Origin of the sequence: Bradyrhizobium sp., from assembly GCF_050014615.1 — a bacterium.
In the GTDB taxonomy this organism is placed as follows: domain Bacteria; phylum Pseudomonadota; class Alphaproteobacteria; order Rhizobiales; family Xanthobacteraceae; genus Bradyrhizobium.
This window is the reverse complement of the sequence record NZ_JBEKCZ010000022.1, coordinates 1-16,466: the sequence shown is the minus strand read 5'-3', so window position 1 is coordinate 16,466 and position 16,466 is coordinate 1. Positions and strand designations below refer to the sequence as shown.

At 63.3% G+C, this 16,466-nt stretch carries 8 protein-coding genes, 1 tRNA gene and 1 pseudogene; 1 reads left to right on the top strand and 9 read right to left on the bottom strand.

What is annotated here, in order from left to right:
* Window positions 1–18: 18 nt before the first annotated feature.
* From ABR948_RS05800 to ABR948_RS05765, 8 genes and pseudogenes are all read right to left on the bottom strand, one after another.
* The gene (locus ABR948_RS05800; RefSeq protein WP_428114514.1) at window positions 19–495 is read right to left on the bottom strand and encodes a hypothetical protein; all 477 of its coding nucleotides are present in this window, start codon (window positions 493–495) and stop codon (window positions 19–21) included.
* Window positions 496–585: 90 nt separating this feature from the next.
* Window positions 586–3,807, bottom strand: a complete 3,222-nt coding sequence (locus ABR948_RS05795) for a CHAT domain-containing tetratricopeptide repeat protein (protein WP_428114513.1) — start codon at window positions 3,805–3,807, stop codon at window positions 586–588.
* Between the two features lie 153 nt (window positions 3,808–3,960).
* On the bottom strand, window positions 3,961–4,299 hold the full coding sequence (locus ABR948_RS05790; RefSeq protein ID WP_428114512.1) for a lipid-A-disaccharide synthase N-terminal domain-containing protein: 339 nt from the start codon (window positions 4,297–4,299) through the stop codon (window positions 3,961–3,963).
* Window positions 4,299–5,051 carry a glycosyltransferase family 2 protein gene (locus ABR948_RS05785; protein ID WP_428114510.1) on the bottom strand — a complete coding sequence of 251 codons (753 nt, stop codon included), beginning with the start codon at window positions 5,049–5,051 and terminating at the stop codon, window positions 4,299–4,301. Before ABR948_RS05785 ends, ABR948_RS05790 begins: the two co-directional genes overlap by 1 nt.
* A gap of 53 nt (window positions 5,052–5,104) precedes the next feature.
* Window positions 5,105–5,949, bottom strand: a pseudogene (locus ABR948_RS05780) (phosphatase PAP2 family protein).
* A gap of 1 nt (window position 5,950) precedes the next feature.
* A complete protein-coding gene (locus tag ABR948_RS05775) occupies window positions 5,951–7,693 on the bottom strand; it encodes an ArnT family glycosyltransferase (RefSeq protein ID WP_428114509.1) in 1,743 nt (580 codons plus the stop codon).
* Between the two features lie 50 nt (window positions 7,694–7,743).
* Window positions 7,744–9,867 (bottom strand): penicillin-binding protein 1C, encoded by a 2,124-nt coding sequence (gene pbpC / locus ABR948_RS05770; RefSeq protein WP_428114507.1) that lies wholly within the window; start codon window positions 9,865–9,867, stop codon window positions 7,744–7,746.
* The gene (locus ABR948_RS05765) at window positions 9,864–15,068 is read right to left on the bottom strand and encodes an alpha-2-macroglobulin family protein (protein ID WP_428114505.1); all 5,205 of its coding nucleotides are present in this window, start codon (window positions 15,066–15,068) and stop codon (window positions 9,864–9,866) included. The genes pbpC and ABR948_RS05765 overlap by 4 nt, the downstream gene beginning before the upstream one ends.
* A 329-nt stretch (window positions 15,069–15,397) precedes the next feature.
* Between ABR948_RS05765 and ABR948_RS05760 the strand changes: the two genes are divergently transcribed.
* Window positions 15,398–15,474 (top strand) — tRNA-Arg (locus tag ABR948_RS05760).
* A gap of 61 nt (window positions 15,475–15,535) precedes the next feature.
* Here the strand turns inward: ABR948_RS05760 and ABR948_RS05755 are convergent.
* Window positions 15,536–16,390: a tyrosine-type recombinase/integrase gene (locus tag ABR948_RS05755; RefSeq protein ID WP_428114504.1), complete on the bottom strand. Its 855-nt coding sequence runs from the start codon at window positions 16,388–16,390 to the stop codon at window positions 15,536–15,538.
* Between the last annotated feature and the right edge of the window lie 76 nt (window positions 16,391–16,466).

The following is a 16,466-nucleotide window of genomic DNA, read 5'->3' as shown; positions in this document are numbered from 1 at the left end:
TGGCTTCGCGGCAACGCTCTAGAGAAGCCGCTTGCGGATGGCATCCTCAACGGCCGCGAGTTCCCGATTGGCCTTGTGAAGCTGGTTTTCAGCCGCCTGCGCACGAAACTCGGCCGCGACCGCGCGTTCTTCGGCTTCGGTGATACGCAGCTCGGCCTGCTGCAGCGCTCGCGTGACGTCCTGGATCTTGTAATTGAGCTCGTTGACGATTTCGCGGCGGGCGCGTTCCGAAGCATCTCGCTGCGTTTCGGCAAGCTGCAATTTCTCGGAGAGGCTCCTGCACATGGACTGCGCACGAGCTTCCGTCTCACGCGCGTGATTTTCCATGCCGCTGAAGATTTCGGCGGCCTGCTGCACCAGATTGAGCGCCGTGGTGCCGTAGTCCTTTGGAGCGGACGGAGGAAAACTAACAATGTTTTCGCTCTCCACTGCCGGTGATTTGTACCGATAGTCCCACATGTCCTCGCGGAGCTGTTGATTTGCGCGGAACGCCATGACGCTGTGACCCCTGTGGAATAACTGCACAAAAAGCTACCGTGAACATGGTAAAGGGCCGGTTAATCATGACGCAGCGCGCCTTCGCGCCTAGCCCCCTTCTCCCACCAGCACGAACGGCGCCCAGGTCGACGGATCGGCGTTGTTCGCGGAAGACCGGTCAGCAATCAGCGCTTGAATGGAACGCCGCAAGGCTTCGGCGCGGCCAATCTCCGGATTCCTGCGTAACGCGGCAAAGGCCCCTGTCGTCAGCTTGAACGCGGCATTGGTTTCCACCGGCCAGTACGACACCAGGAGCGAGCGGGCCCCCGCATAGAAAAACGCCCGCGCCAGACCCGAAAGGCCCTCCGCGCCGGGCCTGTCCCCTGCCGCCGTATTGCACGCCGAAAGCACCGCCCAATCGGCATCAAGATTGAGTTTGGCGATCCGGCTTGCCGTGAGCAGGCCGTCGTCGTCTGCAGTGGGTTTGTCCGGCAGGCTGAGCACAAGCGCAGGCTCACTGAGGCCGCTGATTTCGCCGGCGATCAGACCATGGGTGGCGAAGTCGATGACCCGGTATAGATCGAGCTGCGTCGCCTTGACCTGCGTGACCGTGGCCGCGGCACCGAGCTTGACGTCGTCGTCGGATGCGCCGAGATCATGCGCCACGGCGCGCAGTTCATCGGCCGTTTCGGGTAACGCCGGCAGCCCGGTGCGCAAGCGCTCGATATCGACGCTGCTGCCGTCGTAATAGGACTGATATGGCTGCACGCTGCGCGACGCCGTGCGCTTGCTCCCGCCGCCCGAACGCTGCAACAGGGGATCGCCAAATCCGATGAATGGTTTGGTCGCGTGCGACGGCTTCGCAAACACCCGTAGCGCACGCAGGCTCGCCACTGACGGCAACACCGTAATCGCCTTGTCATTGAGCAGCCAAGCCGCCCGGCGATAGCGATCGTCCGGCGCGACCGCCGGATCCGATTTCCTGGTCACCAGCACATGAAACGGCAGGCTCGTCAGCGCCCCCGTCGGCACCACCAGCAGTTTCGGTTTCTTCGCGATGGCGCTTTCGACCGGGCCAATCAACGCCGAGTAGAGATCAAACGATGCGTCGAGATCGAACGGCTTCGGGGTTGCATCCGGTGCGGGGTCGAACAGGCCGAGGCGCAATTTGCCGACCTGATCGCTGATGGCGTTATTGCCGAGGGGAATTTGCTGCCAGACGCTGCCCTCGCGGGTTACCGCGAACACGTAGCTCTTGTCGTTCATGCCAAAGAACGAGACCAGCGCCTCATCGGGCTTGAGCAGGGCCTGGGTCTGGACCACCGACAGCGGCGCCGGGCTGGATAATTCAGCATAGGCGGGAAACTCGCGGGCGATCTGTGCCGAGGTTTCATCGAACGACTGGCGCGCACGCGCGCTTTCCGCGCGAAGCCTCGTAAGCAGCGCGTCGTTGCGTTTGCCATCGGGCGCGCCCAATTCGGCCGCGATGCGTTGGTCGAGGCTGTCGAGCGTGGCCTTGAGGTCCTGTTGCCGGCGCACCACGGATGAGATCGCGTCATTACCGGCGCCGAACCGCGCCGCCATCTGCGACAAGGCGGCTCCTGCCCGGGTTTCATGGGCGCGCTGCGCCGCGCCAAACGCCTCGTTCCTGGCGGCATCATCCGGTCGACCGTCCGCGACATGCCAAACCGCTTCGATCAATGAGACGTCGAGGTCCGTGAAGCGCTTGAACTGTGGATTATTTATACCGTTTTCACTCATCGCCGCAGAAGCGCGCCGCAGCATCGCCAAAGCATCCGGCCATTTGCCCTCGTGGCCGTCGACGTCGGCCAGATTGACCATGGTCGCTATTGTTTCCTGCTGTCTTGCGCCCAATTTGGCCTGCGCGATCGAGAGCGCGCGCGTAAGCCGCTGCCGCGCATCGGTAAAATTTCCGGTCTTGATCTCGAGAAGAGCGATAGCCCGGAGATCGGTGACGATTCGCGGATGTTCCGGCCCCAGCGCACGCTCTTCGATTTTCAGCACGCGATCGAAGTCCTGCGCAGCCTCTTCGAAGCGCCCTTTATCTTGCATCATACTTCCGAGGGAGCTGAGTGCGAGCGCGGTTGGGGCGCTGTTCTCGCCGAATTTGCCTTCCATGACACGCAGCGAACGCTCATAGAGCGAAAGCGCCTCATCCTTGCGTCCGAGCCGGACATAGCTGTTGGCCAGGTTGGTCAGGCTGCGGCCGACGTCGGGACTATCGGGGCCGAAGAGCTTCTCATAGATCGCAAGCACGCGCTGTTGCAGGCCCGCGGCATCCTGCGAGCGGCCCTGATCGGCATAGAGATTGGCGATATTATTCAGCCCAACGGCGGTAACCGGATGGTTAGGCCCGAACACCTTTTCGTCGATCGCGAGCGCACGTTTGTAGAAAGTCTCGGCTTCAGCGAACCGCGATTGATGTTCCAGCACGACGGCGAGGTTACCCATCCCCGACGCCACATTGGGGTGGTCTTCACCGCTTATGGCCCGTCCGGCCGCGATGGCGCGGTTGAGCGCCGCCTCGGCTTCGGGCAAGCGCCCGGCGTCCTTGTAGAGGTTGCCCATATCGTTCAGAATCTTGTCGTAGTTCAGCGCATTCTGGACGTTGGCACCGTAGGCCTGCTCGAGCAGTTTCAGTCCTTGTTTAAGCAGCCGCTCGCCGTCGTCGAAACGGCCCTCCAATCCGTAGAGGTCACCGAGATCGTCCATCGCGGTGGCGACCTCGAAGGGCCGTGCGTTCGGGAGTTGTTGCAACCCCGTCAGCGCTCGCTCGAAATAGCCCTCCGCCTCGCTGTAATTCTCCTGATCGCGCGCCAGGCCGCCGAGCGCCATCAGCGTGTCGCTGAGCCGCGGGTCGTCCGGACCAAACGCCTGGGTGCCAATCGCCATAGCTCGTTGCGCCACTGCCGACGCTTCCTCGCGGCGACCCAGCAGCGACAGCGTCGCAACAAGAATGTTGGACGTGCGCAGCGTCGACGCCGGATCGTTGTGCCGCAGCTTGATCGCCAGCGCGGCATTGAGCTTTTCCAGCGCCTCCTGATATCGGCCGAGATTGTACTGGAACATGCCCTCATTATGCAGCACGCCCGCATAATTCATGTTGTCGGTGCCCTGCTGCCGGCGGACCAGACCTTCAAGCTTCTGCGCCAGCGCGAGCCCTTCCGGATAGCGTCCGGCCTCGAGAGCCTGATTCATTTGCGCGGCGAGTGTGTCGACGGCGTTACCGCGTTGGGCCAATGCGGGATGATGGAATAGCGATGCGGCTGCCACGAAAATGATCGCCACGATCGCGCGAGCGCACTTCATGCCATGATCCATCACAAGCTTGTTTGGGCAGACCCGCCGCCGAACAGGCTATCATAGAATGGACAAGCTATCTTGTGAGCTGCGTCACGCTCAATGATCGGCCCGGCAGTACAGCGCGTGGACCAGTTGCCGTGCGGCGCGGGTCGCCGGCGGTTAGCGATCCAGCGTTTTCGATCCGCTCGCGCGGTTCTTCAGGATCAACATGATATTGCGGATATAGATGACGGTGGCCAGCGCCTGCCCGAGGATGATCACGGGTTCGCGTTTGACGACGCCGTAGACCAGCGTCATCAATCCGCCGCCCATCGAGAAAAACCAGAACGCCATCGGTACTACGCTTTGCCCGGCGCGCTCGCTCGAAATCCACTGCACCAGAAAGCGCGCCGTGAAGAACAATTGTGCGATCAGACCGAAAGCGAGCCAAAAATCGAACTTGGCGACGAAAACATCGTACAGATAATCGCCAAGGGCCTGCCCGTACTGGATCAACATCACTGCACCTCGGTTGCGACAGGCGTCGGCTTCTTGCGGCGGATCAGCCACCACACCCCGGCCAGATCCATGATCCCGATCCAGAGCCGGTCAAAGAACCCATAATTCGATACGCCCGAATGACGCGGCCGGTCGGTCACTTCGACATAGGCGATCTCAAACCCTTCGCGGCGCACCAGCGCCGGCAGAAAGCGATGCAGCCCGTCGAAGTAAGGCAGCGTCAGGAACACGTCGCGCCGGAACGCTTTCAGACCGCAGCCGGTATCCCGGGTACCATCGCGCAGGATGCCGTTGCGCACCCCGTTGGCAATGCGCGACTGGATTTTCTTGAACCCGGTATCCTTGCGCCCGACCCGCTGGCCAGCGGCAAGCCCCACGCGTTCACCGCCGTTTTCGATCGCCGCAATCAAATCCGGCAGAAACGCCGGATTGTTTTGCCCGTCGCCATCGAGCGTCGCCACGATGGTGCCGCGCGCGGCGCGGACCCCGCTGCGCACCGCCGCGGACTGGCCTGAGGAGGCCGCGTGGCGGATCTGGCGCAGATTTCCACGCTGCTTCATGATCGCCATCAGCCGCTCAGCCGTCGCATCGGTCGAGCCGTCATTGACATAGATGATTTCATAGACCCACCGACCGTCGAGGGCGGCGGCGATCTCGGCGATCAGCGGCGCCACGTTCTCGGCCTCGTTGCGTACGGGAACAACGATGGAGACGGCCACGGCGGTGTCGGAGGACGGCAAATCAGGGCTCATGGTTTGAGTTAGCCGGCAAGCGAGCGCCGTCCGGCCAGCGTGACGTGCGCTTCTTATGGGGCCAGCGGGCCGCGGGCAACCCTTTTAAGACACCCGGTTAATGTCTTGAAAACGGGACGATTTCCCCATCGCCGCGAATGGCGAAGCCGAGCTCGCGCACGGCGAACCAGTATTGCACGGCCATAGCGCCGACCAACCCGATGATCGCCCCGGCGGTGACGTCGCTCGGATGATGCGCCAGCAGCACCAGGCGTGTGGATATGATCACGACGGCATAGAAGAACATCGCCACCCGCGCCCGCGGCCAGAGCGCACCAACCGCAAAGGCCAGCGCAAACGCCGTGATCGAATGCGCGGACGGGAAACTGAAATGCGCTTCGGTCCCATTGAAGGGAACGAAGTTGAAGACATCGGCTTTGCCCCCCACGAACGGCCGGCCACGCCCTACGATCCATTTGATGACCTCGCCCGCGAGCACCGGAACCAGCACCGCAAAAAACAGATATTCGACCCGCGTTCCGAAGCCGAGCAAACGCGAGCGAAAATTCGCCCGCGATCGCGGCAAAACCAGCGCGACGATCGCCAGCGCCAACCCGAGCGCTCCGATCACATAGGCGTCCTTCCCGAAATCGGTCAGCAAGCGCGCCGGCCAAAGGCTCGCGGCTCCGCGCGGCGGCATCAGGTTGATCTCCCACGCATCCACGAAAACCATCAATCCAACGACGACCAATGCGCCGATGGCGAGCAGCAAGGCGACGTGCCTCCATAACCTGGCGGCCGCCTCGGCGCACCGCGGTGACGATGGCGCACGCACAAGCCCGGCGAACGAGCGCCGCGCCCCATCGAACACTTGTAAGAAATAATGCGAAGCTTCGCTGACGCCGGTTGGAGCTGACATATTACTCCGTGCCTTCGGAGCGGAAGATGGCGATGGAAATCGCCCTGCCCTGTGAAATGTTATAGCCGTCGACACGGGCGGCAACATCGTAACGCAACCCGATCGCTTCGGCGCGCTGCGCAAATCCGCGCTCCGAGCGCTGCTCCACCAGCGCAAATCTGCAACTGCCTTGTCCAAGGAAATCCGCGGCCCCCGATCCATCCGTCAGCAGCGTCGAGGTATCGGTCATGAAGACCAGACTGGGCTCGTGAAAGCCTGCCGCGGCGGCTTTCGGTCCGACACAGACGACGTTGCGCAGCGCCCGCGCAATCTCGGCGCTCGGGAACAGCGGCGTCAGGGCCGGCACCACGACGCCGTAGATGGCGACAGCCAGGAACATCGCGGACACCACGGCGGTCAGCAGCGAGCGTTCGGCGCGATTGTCGTCATAGAGCCACCACGCGAACAGTCCGAAAATCAGCGCCGCCGCCACGAACGGCCATGCCAGAAATACCGGCTGGCGCGTCAGCGTGACCGCTCCGACCACGGCAACGACAGACGTCAGGGCAGGAATGACGAACCACCAGGCCGCGCCGCGCATCAGCCATGATCGCGACAGCACACGACGCTCCAATGCGCCGACCGTCAGGATGGCGATCGCCGGATAGAGCGGCAGCACATAATGCGGCAGTTTGGTCAGCACCAGTTCGAACACGATCCAGGAAGGAACCAACCAGGCCAGCAGGAACTGCGCCGCGGGTTCTCGCCGCGCCCGCCAGACCGCCGGCACCGCCATTCCCGCCAGCGGCGCGCCCGGCCAAAACGTCACCCAGAACAGCAGCAGATAGACCCCAGGTGGTGCGCCGTGAGATTCCTGCGCCGAAAGCTTGCTCAACATGTCGCCGCCGAGCGAATCCGAAAAGAAGGCTTCGCCGGCGCGCCAGAAGATCGCGACGAACCAGGGCAGCACCAGGACCAGCATCCACATCAGGCCCCATATCGGCCGCAGGCGCCAAAGCCACGCCGCCGAGCGGTCGAGGATCGCCAGCGTGGCGATCGTCAGCACCACGAACATCAGGATCAGCGGCCCCTTGAGCAGGATGCCGCCCGCGAGCGCGGTCCAGAAGATCGCCGGCCACGTCCACGGCGGATGCGCGGGATCCTCGCCGCGCTGCCAGGACAGATAGACCCGCGCCAGTGCGCCCATCGCCGCAACGACTGTCAGCAGCAGCATCGCATCGGTTTTGGCAAGCCGCGCTTCGACGCCGAGCAGGACCGAACTGCACAGCATGAGCGCCGCCAGTACCGCGCCGCGCCGGGTGACAAACGCCAGCGCCGTCCAGTAAGTCAAAAGCACAGCCCCGATCGCGCCGATCAGGGAGGGAACGCGGTATAGCCAAACGCGAACCTGCGCCCGCGGCAGCCCCAACATTGATGCGGTTTCAACCGCGGCCGCCTGCATCCAATAGATGCCGACCGGCTTCTTGTAGCGCACCTCGTCCTGGAAGCGGATGTCGACGAAATCGCCGGTCTCGACCATTTGTTTGGTCGCCTGCGCGAACCGTGCTTCGTCGCGATCGATCGGCGGAATGTTGAAAAATCCGGGCAGGAACAACAAAAACCCGCACAAGGCCAAAAACGCGATCGCCCGGACATGACTGCCCGTCACAAAATCGATCACGTAGACAAGCCTGTTGCCCGGATTTACCCGGTTTTTCGGCTCACGCGGTGCTCCAAATCGGGGTCGGGCATAGGTTTCGGCCATTGGTTTCGCATACGCCGAAACCACCATCCGGACAACCGGTTAGCGCGCCGCTACTGAATTCTTACCACGACTGTGTCCGCGGCGCCCGTGGCATCGATCACGGTCAGCCTGGCAAAGCCCGGGCCGGGCGGATCGACCAGGCGCTGGCGGCGGCCGTCGATTTCACCCACCGCTACACCGTTGACGAGCATTGTCATCGGAAGCACGCCGCCGGCGACCTTAACCGGCATCGCGGAAAATGGCGCACCGTCCAAGCCCGCGGCATCGATCCGCGAGCCGTTCAGCGGAAACTGGATGTGCGGCGCCTGCTCGCCGCCGGTCCGGACCAGTTCTCCCACCGGCCGAAATCGGCGCAGCGGCAGCGGAAGCTTGGCGTTGCTCGCAACCAGCGTTCCCTTCGGCGGCTTCGGCAGCGGCACCGGCAGTTTTCCAGTGCGGGCGAAGGCATCGAACAGGATCGGCGCCGCGGCGGTGCGGCCGACAATACCTGGCGCGGGTGCACCATCGGGTCGTCCGACCCAGACCCCGATGGTGATGCGGCCGTCGAAGCCGATCGACCACGCATCGCGGTAGCCATAGCTGGTGCCGGTCTTGAAGGCGATGCGGTTATGCACGGCGTTCTCCGGCGGCGGCGTCCCGATCAGCACATTGCCGACCTGCCACGCTGCGACAGGGTCCATCAGCCGCAGGGATTCGCGGGCCGCGTCGTTCGCAGACATGACCTCGCGCAGCGGCCGGGTGCTGCCGAGCCGCGCCAGCCCGCCATAGAGTTGCACCAGATCCTGCAAGGTGATGCCGACGCCGCCGAGACCCATCGCTAGCCCCGGCGCTTCGTCTTTCGGCAATACCAGATTGGCTCCGGCCTGTTTCAGCCGGGACGACAGCCGGCTCGCGCCGACGCGATCGAGCAGCGCAATGGCCGGCACGTTCAGCGACATCTGCAGCGCCTTGCGCACCGGCACCGTGCCCTGAAAGGTCATGTCGAAATTTTCCGGCGCGTAAGAGCCAAAGCGGATCGGCCGATCATCGATCAGACTTTCCGGGTGAACGAAGCCATCCTCGAACGCCAGGCCATAGATAAACGGCTTCAGCGTCGATCCCGGCGAGCGCACGGCCCGGGTCATGTCGACCTGCCCTGCACGCCGGTCATCGAAATAATCCGGCGAGCCGACCCGGGCCAGCACGTCAGCGCTGTCATTGTCCACCGCGATGATGGCCACGGAAATATTCGGGCCGAGCGCGATCGCGCGGTCGCGCGCCAGGGCTTCGAGATTTTTTTGCAGGCCGGAATCCAGCGTCAGCCTGATCAACGGCATATCTTTCACGGTCGCGACGGCCTGATCGGCGGAGTGCGGGGCGAGAATGGGCATCGGTTTGCGCAGCCGCGGCACCGGCACTTCCTTGGCCTGAGCCGCGTCTTCTGCGGACACGTGGCCGTCTTCCACCATGCGATCGAGCACGCGGTCGCGCGCCGCATGTGCGACGTCGGGATAACGGTCCAGCCGTCGGTTTTCCGGCGATTGCGGCAGGGCCACCAACAGCGCCGATTCCGCCAGCGACAACCGTTTCGGCTCCTTGCCGAAATAGGCGATCGAGGCCGCGCGAATGCCCTCGAGATTGCCGCCATACGGCGCCAGCGCCAGATACAGATCGAGTATCTGGTCTTTGGTCAGTTGCCGCTCGATTTCGAGCGCGCGCACCATCTGCCGCAGCTTGGCATACACCGACCGCTCCCGCCGCGGCTCCATCAGCCGCGCCAGCTGCATCGTGATGGTGGAGCCACCGGAGACGATGTGGCCGCGGGTGACGAGTTGAAGCGCGGCGCGGCCGAGCGCAAACGGATCGACGCCGGCATGAAACCGGAAGCGTCGGTCCTCGTAAGCGATCAGCAGCTTGAGGTAGCCCGGATCGACATTGGTCTTCGCATCGACCGGCAACCGCCAGCGGCCGTCGGTCATCGCATAGGCGCGCAGCAGCTTGCCGTTGCGATCGACCACCGTCGTGGAGACCTGCCGGGCCTGCGCCAGCGGCAATGGCCCCAGCGAGACCACCCATGCGGCGAACGAGCCGATCAGGAACAAGCCGGCCGCGACGGACACCGCCCCTGCCAGCCTAAGCCGTCGCCAGCGGCGCTGGCGGCGTACAACCGGTATTATGGCGCTCGTTGCGCTCATTTGGCCGGACGCACCTCGACCGAGCCGGTGCCGGAGCGGCCATAGCGCGAGGGGTTATACATGTCCTCGACATAGGCCTGCGGCAGCACATATTTGCCGGGAGATACCGCGCGCACCACATAGGCGACTGTGAACACAGCCTTGTCGTCGCTGGCGCGATCGATCGCGGCGGTAAAGCGGTCATCGCGGAATTCGGTATTCTCAGGCTCCTCGCCGTCCTCGATCCAGTCCAGCGTGCCGGTTTCACCTGACGAGACCAGATGCGGATTGTCGATCTCGAGACCGGCCGGCAGATAATCCGACACCATGATGTGACCGTATTCCGGCTTGGCCTCGGTGATCTTCAGCACCACGGCGAAGCGGTCGTTCTGCCTGGCTTTCGACACATCGGCCGGCTTGCCATCGAGCGTGAAATAATTGCGCTCGATCTTGAAGCCGTTCGATGCGGCGGGCTCGGGTGTGACCGGCGCGCCGCTCACGGAAACCACTGCCTGCACCGGCGCATCGCCGGTATTGGTGATCTTGATCGGCTTGCCCGCCATCTCGGCCGCCTTGTAGCTGCGATAAAGCGCGGTCTTGATCGGAGCGCCATCGATATCGAGCGCCATGGTTTCCTTCGACAGCGCGCGTGACGCCAGCACCAGCCAGGCATTTTCCTGGGTCGAGGTGTAGGGCGTCAGCCCGCGCGCCACTTCGACGCGCGCGACCGCCTGCGTCAGCGTCGCGCGCGGCGCGTTGCCTTCGCTGGCCAGCGAAACCAGGGCCGCGGCATCGCGCAAGGCGCTGCCGTAATCGACCCGGCCAAACTCCAGCACCGGTTTCGGCGTCAGGCTTTCGAGGGCCGCGGCATAGACCCGCTCCGCCCTGCCCTTGTCGCCGACCAGCGCCAGCGCCGCCGCCAATTGCGATTTCGCAATCGGGGTCGCCAGATTGTTCAGCTTGGTATCGGCGAGATAACGCAGGTCCCCGATCGGAGCAGTTCCGTTGCGGGCCAGCACGTAGAGCCCATAAGCGAGATTCCGCCCGCCGTCCTTTTCGGGCTCGTTGGCATTGACGACGGAATTGCGGATCCGGTCGAGCGCGCTCTTGAACAGCACATCCGGCACCGCAAATCCCTTTTCGCGGGCGCGGGTCAGGAAGTCCGTGACATAGGCGTCGAGCCAGGCGTCATCGCCACCGGCCGACCACAGTCCGAACGACCCGTTCGAACCTTGCCGCGCCAGCAGCCGATCGATGGCGTCCTTGATGCGCTGATCGACCTCGGTATCCATCGCGAGATGAGCACCGGCCGCCAGATCGTTGACATAGAGCAGCGGCATGGCGCGGCTGGTGATCTGTTCCGAACAGCCATGCGGATATCGATCCAGCGCTTTGAGGATGGTGGCGGCATCGAGCGCCGTCGACAGGCTGACGGACAGCGAGACGCCACCGGTGCCCTGCACCAGATCCGAGAACATATCGGAGGTCAGGGTCAGGCTCTCGCCCTTGGCCAGTGTCCGGATCGAGCGGCGCGCCAGGATTTGCGTCGCAGGCTTGACGTCGAGCGCATAATGCCGCGCCAGCGTCAGGCCGTTGGGTCCCTTGATACCGACATCGAACTGCGCGGTTCCGGCATAGCTGGCATCGAGCGCCAGCGACATCGAGGTTCGCTGTTTCGCAGCCAGCTTCACGGTCGTTGAGGGATTGCCGGAGACCTTCACCGGTCCCGACGCCGTGACGTTGACGGTGTAATCTCCGGGTGCGCCCTCGACGTTGTCGAGATCGAAACTCATGGTGCCGTGATCGCCATTGAGCAGGAAGCGCGGCAGCGTCGCCGTCAGCACCACGGGATCGCGCACCGTCACATCTGACGTGGCGCGACCGAGTTTGGTCGCGGTCCAAGCCACCGCCATCACCCGGGCCGTGCCGGCGAACTCCGGAATATCGAAGCTGATTTCGGCGATGCCGTCGGCTGCGACGGTGACGATGCCGGAATATAGCGCCAGCGGCTTCTGGGTCGGCGGACTGCCTTGTAATTCCGCGCCGGCGCCATCGCCGCCGGTCTTGAGCTGACCGCGGGTGCCCTGCATGCCGTCGATCAATTGCCCATAGAGATCGCGGATTTCCGACGTCATGCGGCGCTGGCCGAGATAGTAGTCATCCGGCGCCGGCGGCTTGTAATTGGTCAAATTGAGAATGCCGACGTCGACGGCGGCGACGACGATCTTGGCGTCTTCGCCTGGGCTTAATCCGCCCAATTTGACCGGCAATTTCAGGGTGGTGTTCGGACGCACCAGAGCCGGCGGCGAAAGCTTGACCTCCAGCGTGCGGGTCTTCTTGTCGATGCCGAACCATTTCAGCCCAATCGCCCGGCCGGGCATCCGCAGAGCCGCGGCATCAAGCGGACGGCGCAGCGTCGCCACCACATAGGCGCCGGTGCCCCAATCCTTGCCGACGGGAATCTTGACCTGCGCGGTGCCCTCCTTGACGTCGGTGGACTGGGTGGTCAGCAGCCGGTCGCCCAGCACGTTGATGGTCAGCTTGCCGGCGGAGCGGGCGTTGACTGAAACCACCATGGTGTCGCCGGACTGATACTCAGGCTTGTCGACGGAGGTTTCCAAAAGATCGGGCGTATCGGCGCTCCCATCGGAATACCAGCCGACATCGAACTGCACCGACGTCAGCGGCCCATCGGCATCGGTCGATTTGACGTCGAGGCGATAGCGGCCGGGCTGCGGCGACAGCGTGATGCGCGACGGCTTGTCGGCGGCAACCGTCAGATCGCCATCGGCGACGCGGCTGGTCGATTTGACCGGCTCATAGTCCCAGGACGAACTCTGGCGGTACCACTGATAACGGGATTCGATCTTCAACAACTCATAGCGCAGGCCATCGCGTGCCAGCGGCTTACCGTCGGGCGCGACGAACACCACGTCGAAACCGGCCTTGTCGCCTTCCGCGACGCTCTTGTCGCTGAACAGAGGCTTGACGCCGATCATCGTGGTGGCGGGCGCGACCGGCAGCACCAGTTTACGCTCGACCGCGCGGCCGCCGGCTTCCGCCATCCGAATGAATATCTGGGCTTCCTGCGGTCGCGTCGAGGACGGCGGCTTGGGCAGGCCGACCGGGAAGGTCGCAACACCATTGGCATCGGCTTCCGGCAGATTCTCGATCGGCGTGCGTTCGTTGCTGGCGGTTTCCTCGTCAGCGACGCCGAACTGGTAGCCGGCAAAACCCGGCCGTTCCGCCGCCGGGGCGACCAGCATGTCGCCCTCGAGCTGCAAGCCCGAGGCCGGCGCGCCATACAGAAAATGGCCGTCCACTTTAAGTTCTACAGGAAGATCAGCTTTGATCTGCTTATCCTTCGCTGATAAGTCGAATTCGATCCGCTCGGGGATGTAATCCTCGACCATGAAGGTGGTTTCGCCCACCGCGGAGGCCTTCGGATCGGTGAAGGCCCGCACCCGCCAGGTCCCGGTCGGAACCGCGGAATTGAGCAATACCGCCAGCGTTCTGCCGCCCGCGCCCTGATCGGTCAGGACTGCACGGCGGAACTCGACGCCGTCGGGACGCTCGATCACCAGCGTCAGCGGCCCACCGGTCAAGGCATTGCCCTGGCCGTCGCGCAGCAGTGCGGTCAGATACACCGTCTCGTTGGAGCGATAGACGCCGCGTTCGGCATAGACAAAGGCATCGGCGCCCGCAGGCACGGCGCGGCCGGACACGCCGCGATCGCTGAGATCGAAGGCATTGGACTTCAGGCTGAGAAAGGCATAGTCGGCCTTCTCACTGGTGACGGTCAAAAGCGCCGGCGAAAGACCGCCCTCGCCGCGCGCAAGGCCAGCCTCGAACAACACGTGACCGGAATCGTCAGTTTTGCGGGTCGCCAGAATCTCGTTGTTGCGCGCGACCAGCCGCACCTCGGCCTTGGCAACCGCCTCCGTCGATGCCAGCGAATTGACGAAGACATGGATGCCGTCATTGCCCGAAAATGCCGTGAGGCCCAGATCCGAAACGATGAACCACTGGGTTGCCAGCGAACCGTCATCGTCGCTGCCCGGCCCCTTGGGGGCCGCGGTCATGACGTAAACGCCCGGCTGCAAATCGCCGATCGCCTGATCGACCGGAAACGCCGTGGTGACGTCCTGGTTGAGCGTGGTCGCGGTCGCCATCTCCCCGGACCAGACCTTGACGCCGCGCTCATCGCCGAGGCTGGAAAGCTGATATTTGCTGAGACTCTGCTGAAAGTCGCTGTCAATCACGGTATTGATCAGGTTGCGGTCCCCGATCCGGAATACGTCGACCGTCACCGCCGGCGTATTGACGCTGACCAGGGGAATGCCGCGCTGGCCGGTACGCGGCAGCACATAGGCGCGGCCGGTAAAGCGGACGAACGGTTTGCGGTCACGCACATAGATGTTGAATTCAGCCGATTTCGGCAGGGTTTCCTTCACGGTGGACGGCAGCCCGGCGCGCAGATTGATGTTGTAGCGTTCGCCGTGTTTAAGCCCGTCGACGCAAAGCTGCTTTGCTTCCGACGACAGGGCCGGCTTGTCGCTGCCCGCCAACGCCAGGAACGGCGCGAAATCGGTGCGCTTGGCGAGGTCCTCGGAGAACTGGAAACAGGCCCGCGGCGAGGCCGAGTCGGAATCGACGGTATAATCCAGCAGCCGGAAACCGTGTTCGTCGCGCATTTTTTCATACTGGCCGCGCACATCGGCGACCTCGCGCTGATCGAGCGACAGCCGCAGCACATCGAGCGCCGGGCGCCACAGCTTGCGCTCGGACAGCGCGCGACCGAGCACGGCGAGCGCGTCCGCCTCATCGCCGGCATTGGCGGCACGTTGATAGGCGATGTAGGCCGCAGTCGAGGCGCGCTCCAAAAGGAAGGTCTGTTCGCTGCTGTTGGAGGGGCGAATCTGGAAAATGGTGCGGGCCAGCCGCAGCCAGTTGGCGCTGTCATCCGGCGTGGTGGCGGCGATTTGCCCCAGGATCTGCAGGCCGCTCCGGAAATCGCTGCGTTTGAAGGCGGCGTCGGCATCGGTTCGCAAATTCGCCCCTGACTTGGCGACCGGACCCGCCTCGCTCTTGATCTGGGCCTCCAGCTTGATCGCCGAATCGGCCAGATCGTCGCGTTTGAAGGCCTTGTCGGCCGCCTGGGCTGTGACCAGGCCGAACGCCAGCGTGGCGCAAAGTGTCGCGGCGCGAACCAAACCAATCATGTGGAGCTCCCTGACGCGGACGAACGCCGCGTGGCGAATAGAAGTGCGCTAAAAGGTGACGGACTCATGGCCGCGGAACGGGATAGCGAAAAAGTCGCATGCGACACGACGGTGACAAATCCGGGCCACCGGCCGCCTGTCGGCCGTGGCAGATATCATTGCGTTGCGGGCCGACCTGATGCAACGGTCCACCGCCTCGCTTGGTCGCCCGATCGCCGAAAATGGTTCGGAACGGGCTTGGCCGGGAAGCGGATTTTTCATATTGGCAATGCTATGAAGGCTTGGTTCTTAAAAGCCTGGTTCGCTAAGGCTTGGTGTTCAGAAGTTACGGTCCCATAGCTCAACTGGATAGAGTAACGGATTTCTACTCCGTGGGTTGCAGGTTCGAATCCTGCTGGGATCGCCAATACGCTATAATCTCAATGGCTTACGGCCGGTTAGACAGTCTTCCTAAAAAAGTTAGACAATCAGGCTGCGATTTTCCGTCCAGTTTCTTGCTTCGCCTTGTGCTCGATAACCTTCTCAGCGGCACGATCTGCCGCGAAACGTTTGTCGGCCTTGTCGATGTACTTTTGCAGCTCGCTCAAAGTGAGATGACCGCTGCGTGATTGCAGCTCCAAAATGTTGCATCCGGCTTCTGCCATGATGCGCAGACAGCCTTTGCGCAAGCCGTGCATACCGCAATGATCCGGCAGCTTGGCCTTGTCGCACCATTCACGGAAGTCATTGCCGAGCGCCTTTGCGGATCGCGCCTCACCAGCCTTCGTGTGTAGGAAGGTCGACTGGTTGGTGTTGGGCATGGCGCCGATAGCCGCCTGCAACTCTGCCGACACCGGGAACGAGACATCGACGCCATTCTTGTTGTGCTGAAACTCAAATCGCCCGTTGCTCAGGTGCTCGGGGCCGAGCCGGGTAACATCGCCACGGCGAGCCGATGTCTCGACCGCCAATTCCATGACAAGGCGCTGCATCGTCCCGTACCTCCAATAGGCGCGATATTGCGCGATCTCGCCATCGGTCCAGCTATGGAAGCCGTCCGTCTTCGGCGGCTTCGGTCGCTTGAAACCGCGACAGGGGTTATCGACGCGCAAGCCGGTTTCCTCGGCGAATATGAACATGCCAGCGACATGCTTGAGCCAGTTGCGTTTGGCGTTGGCGGAGCCGTCGATCTGCAGCATCACCGCTTGCATGTGCGGCGCCTGACTCGTGGCGTGCGGCTTATCACCGTGATCAGCGCGGAAGTGCTCAAGCACCCTGCGTCGTCCAGCCTTCGTTTCCGCCGCCAGACCGCCCTTCCCCGGCGGTTTCACCGACGATATCATCGGCCGGTTCAGCTACCCGATCTATCTAATGCAACTCCTTTCGTTTGGCATCTTGACCGACCACGGCATGTCATCC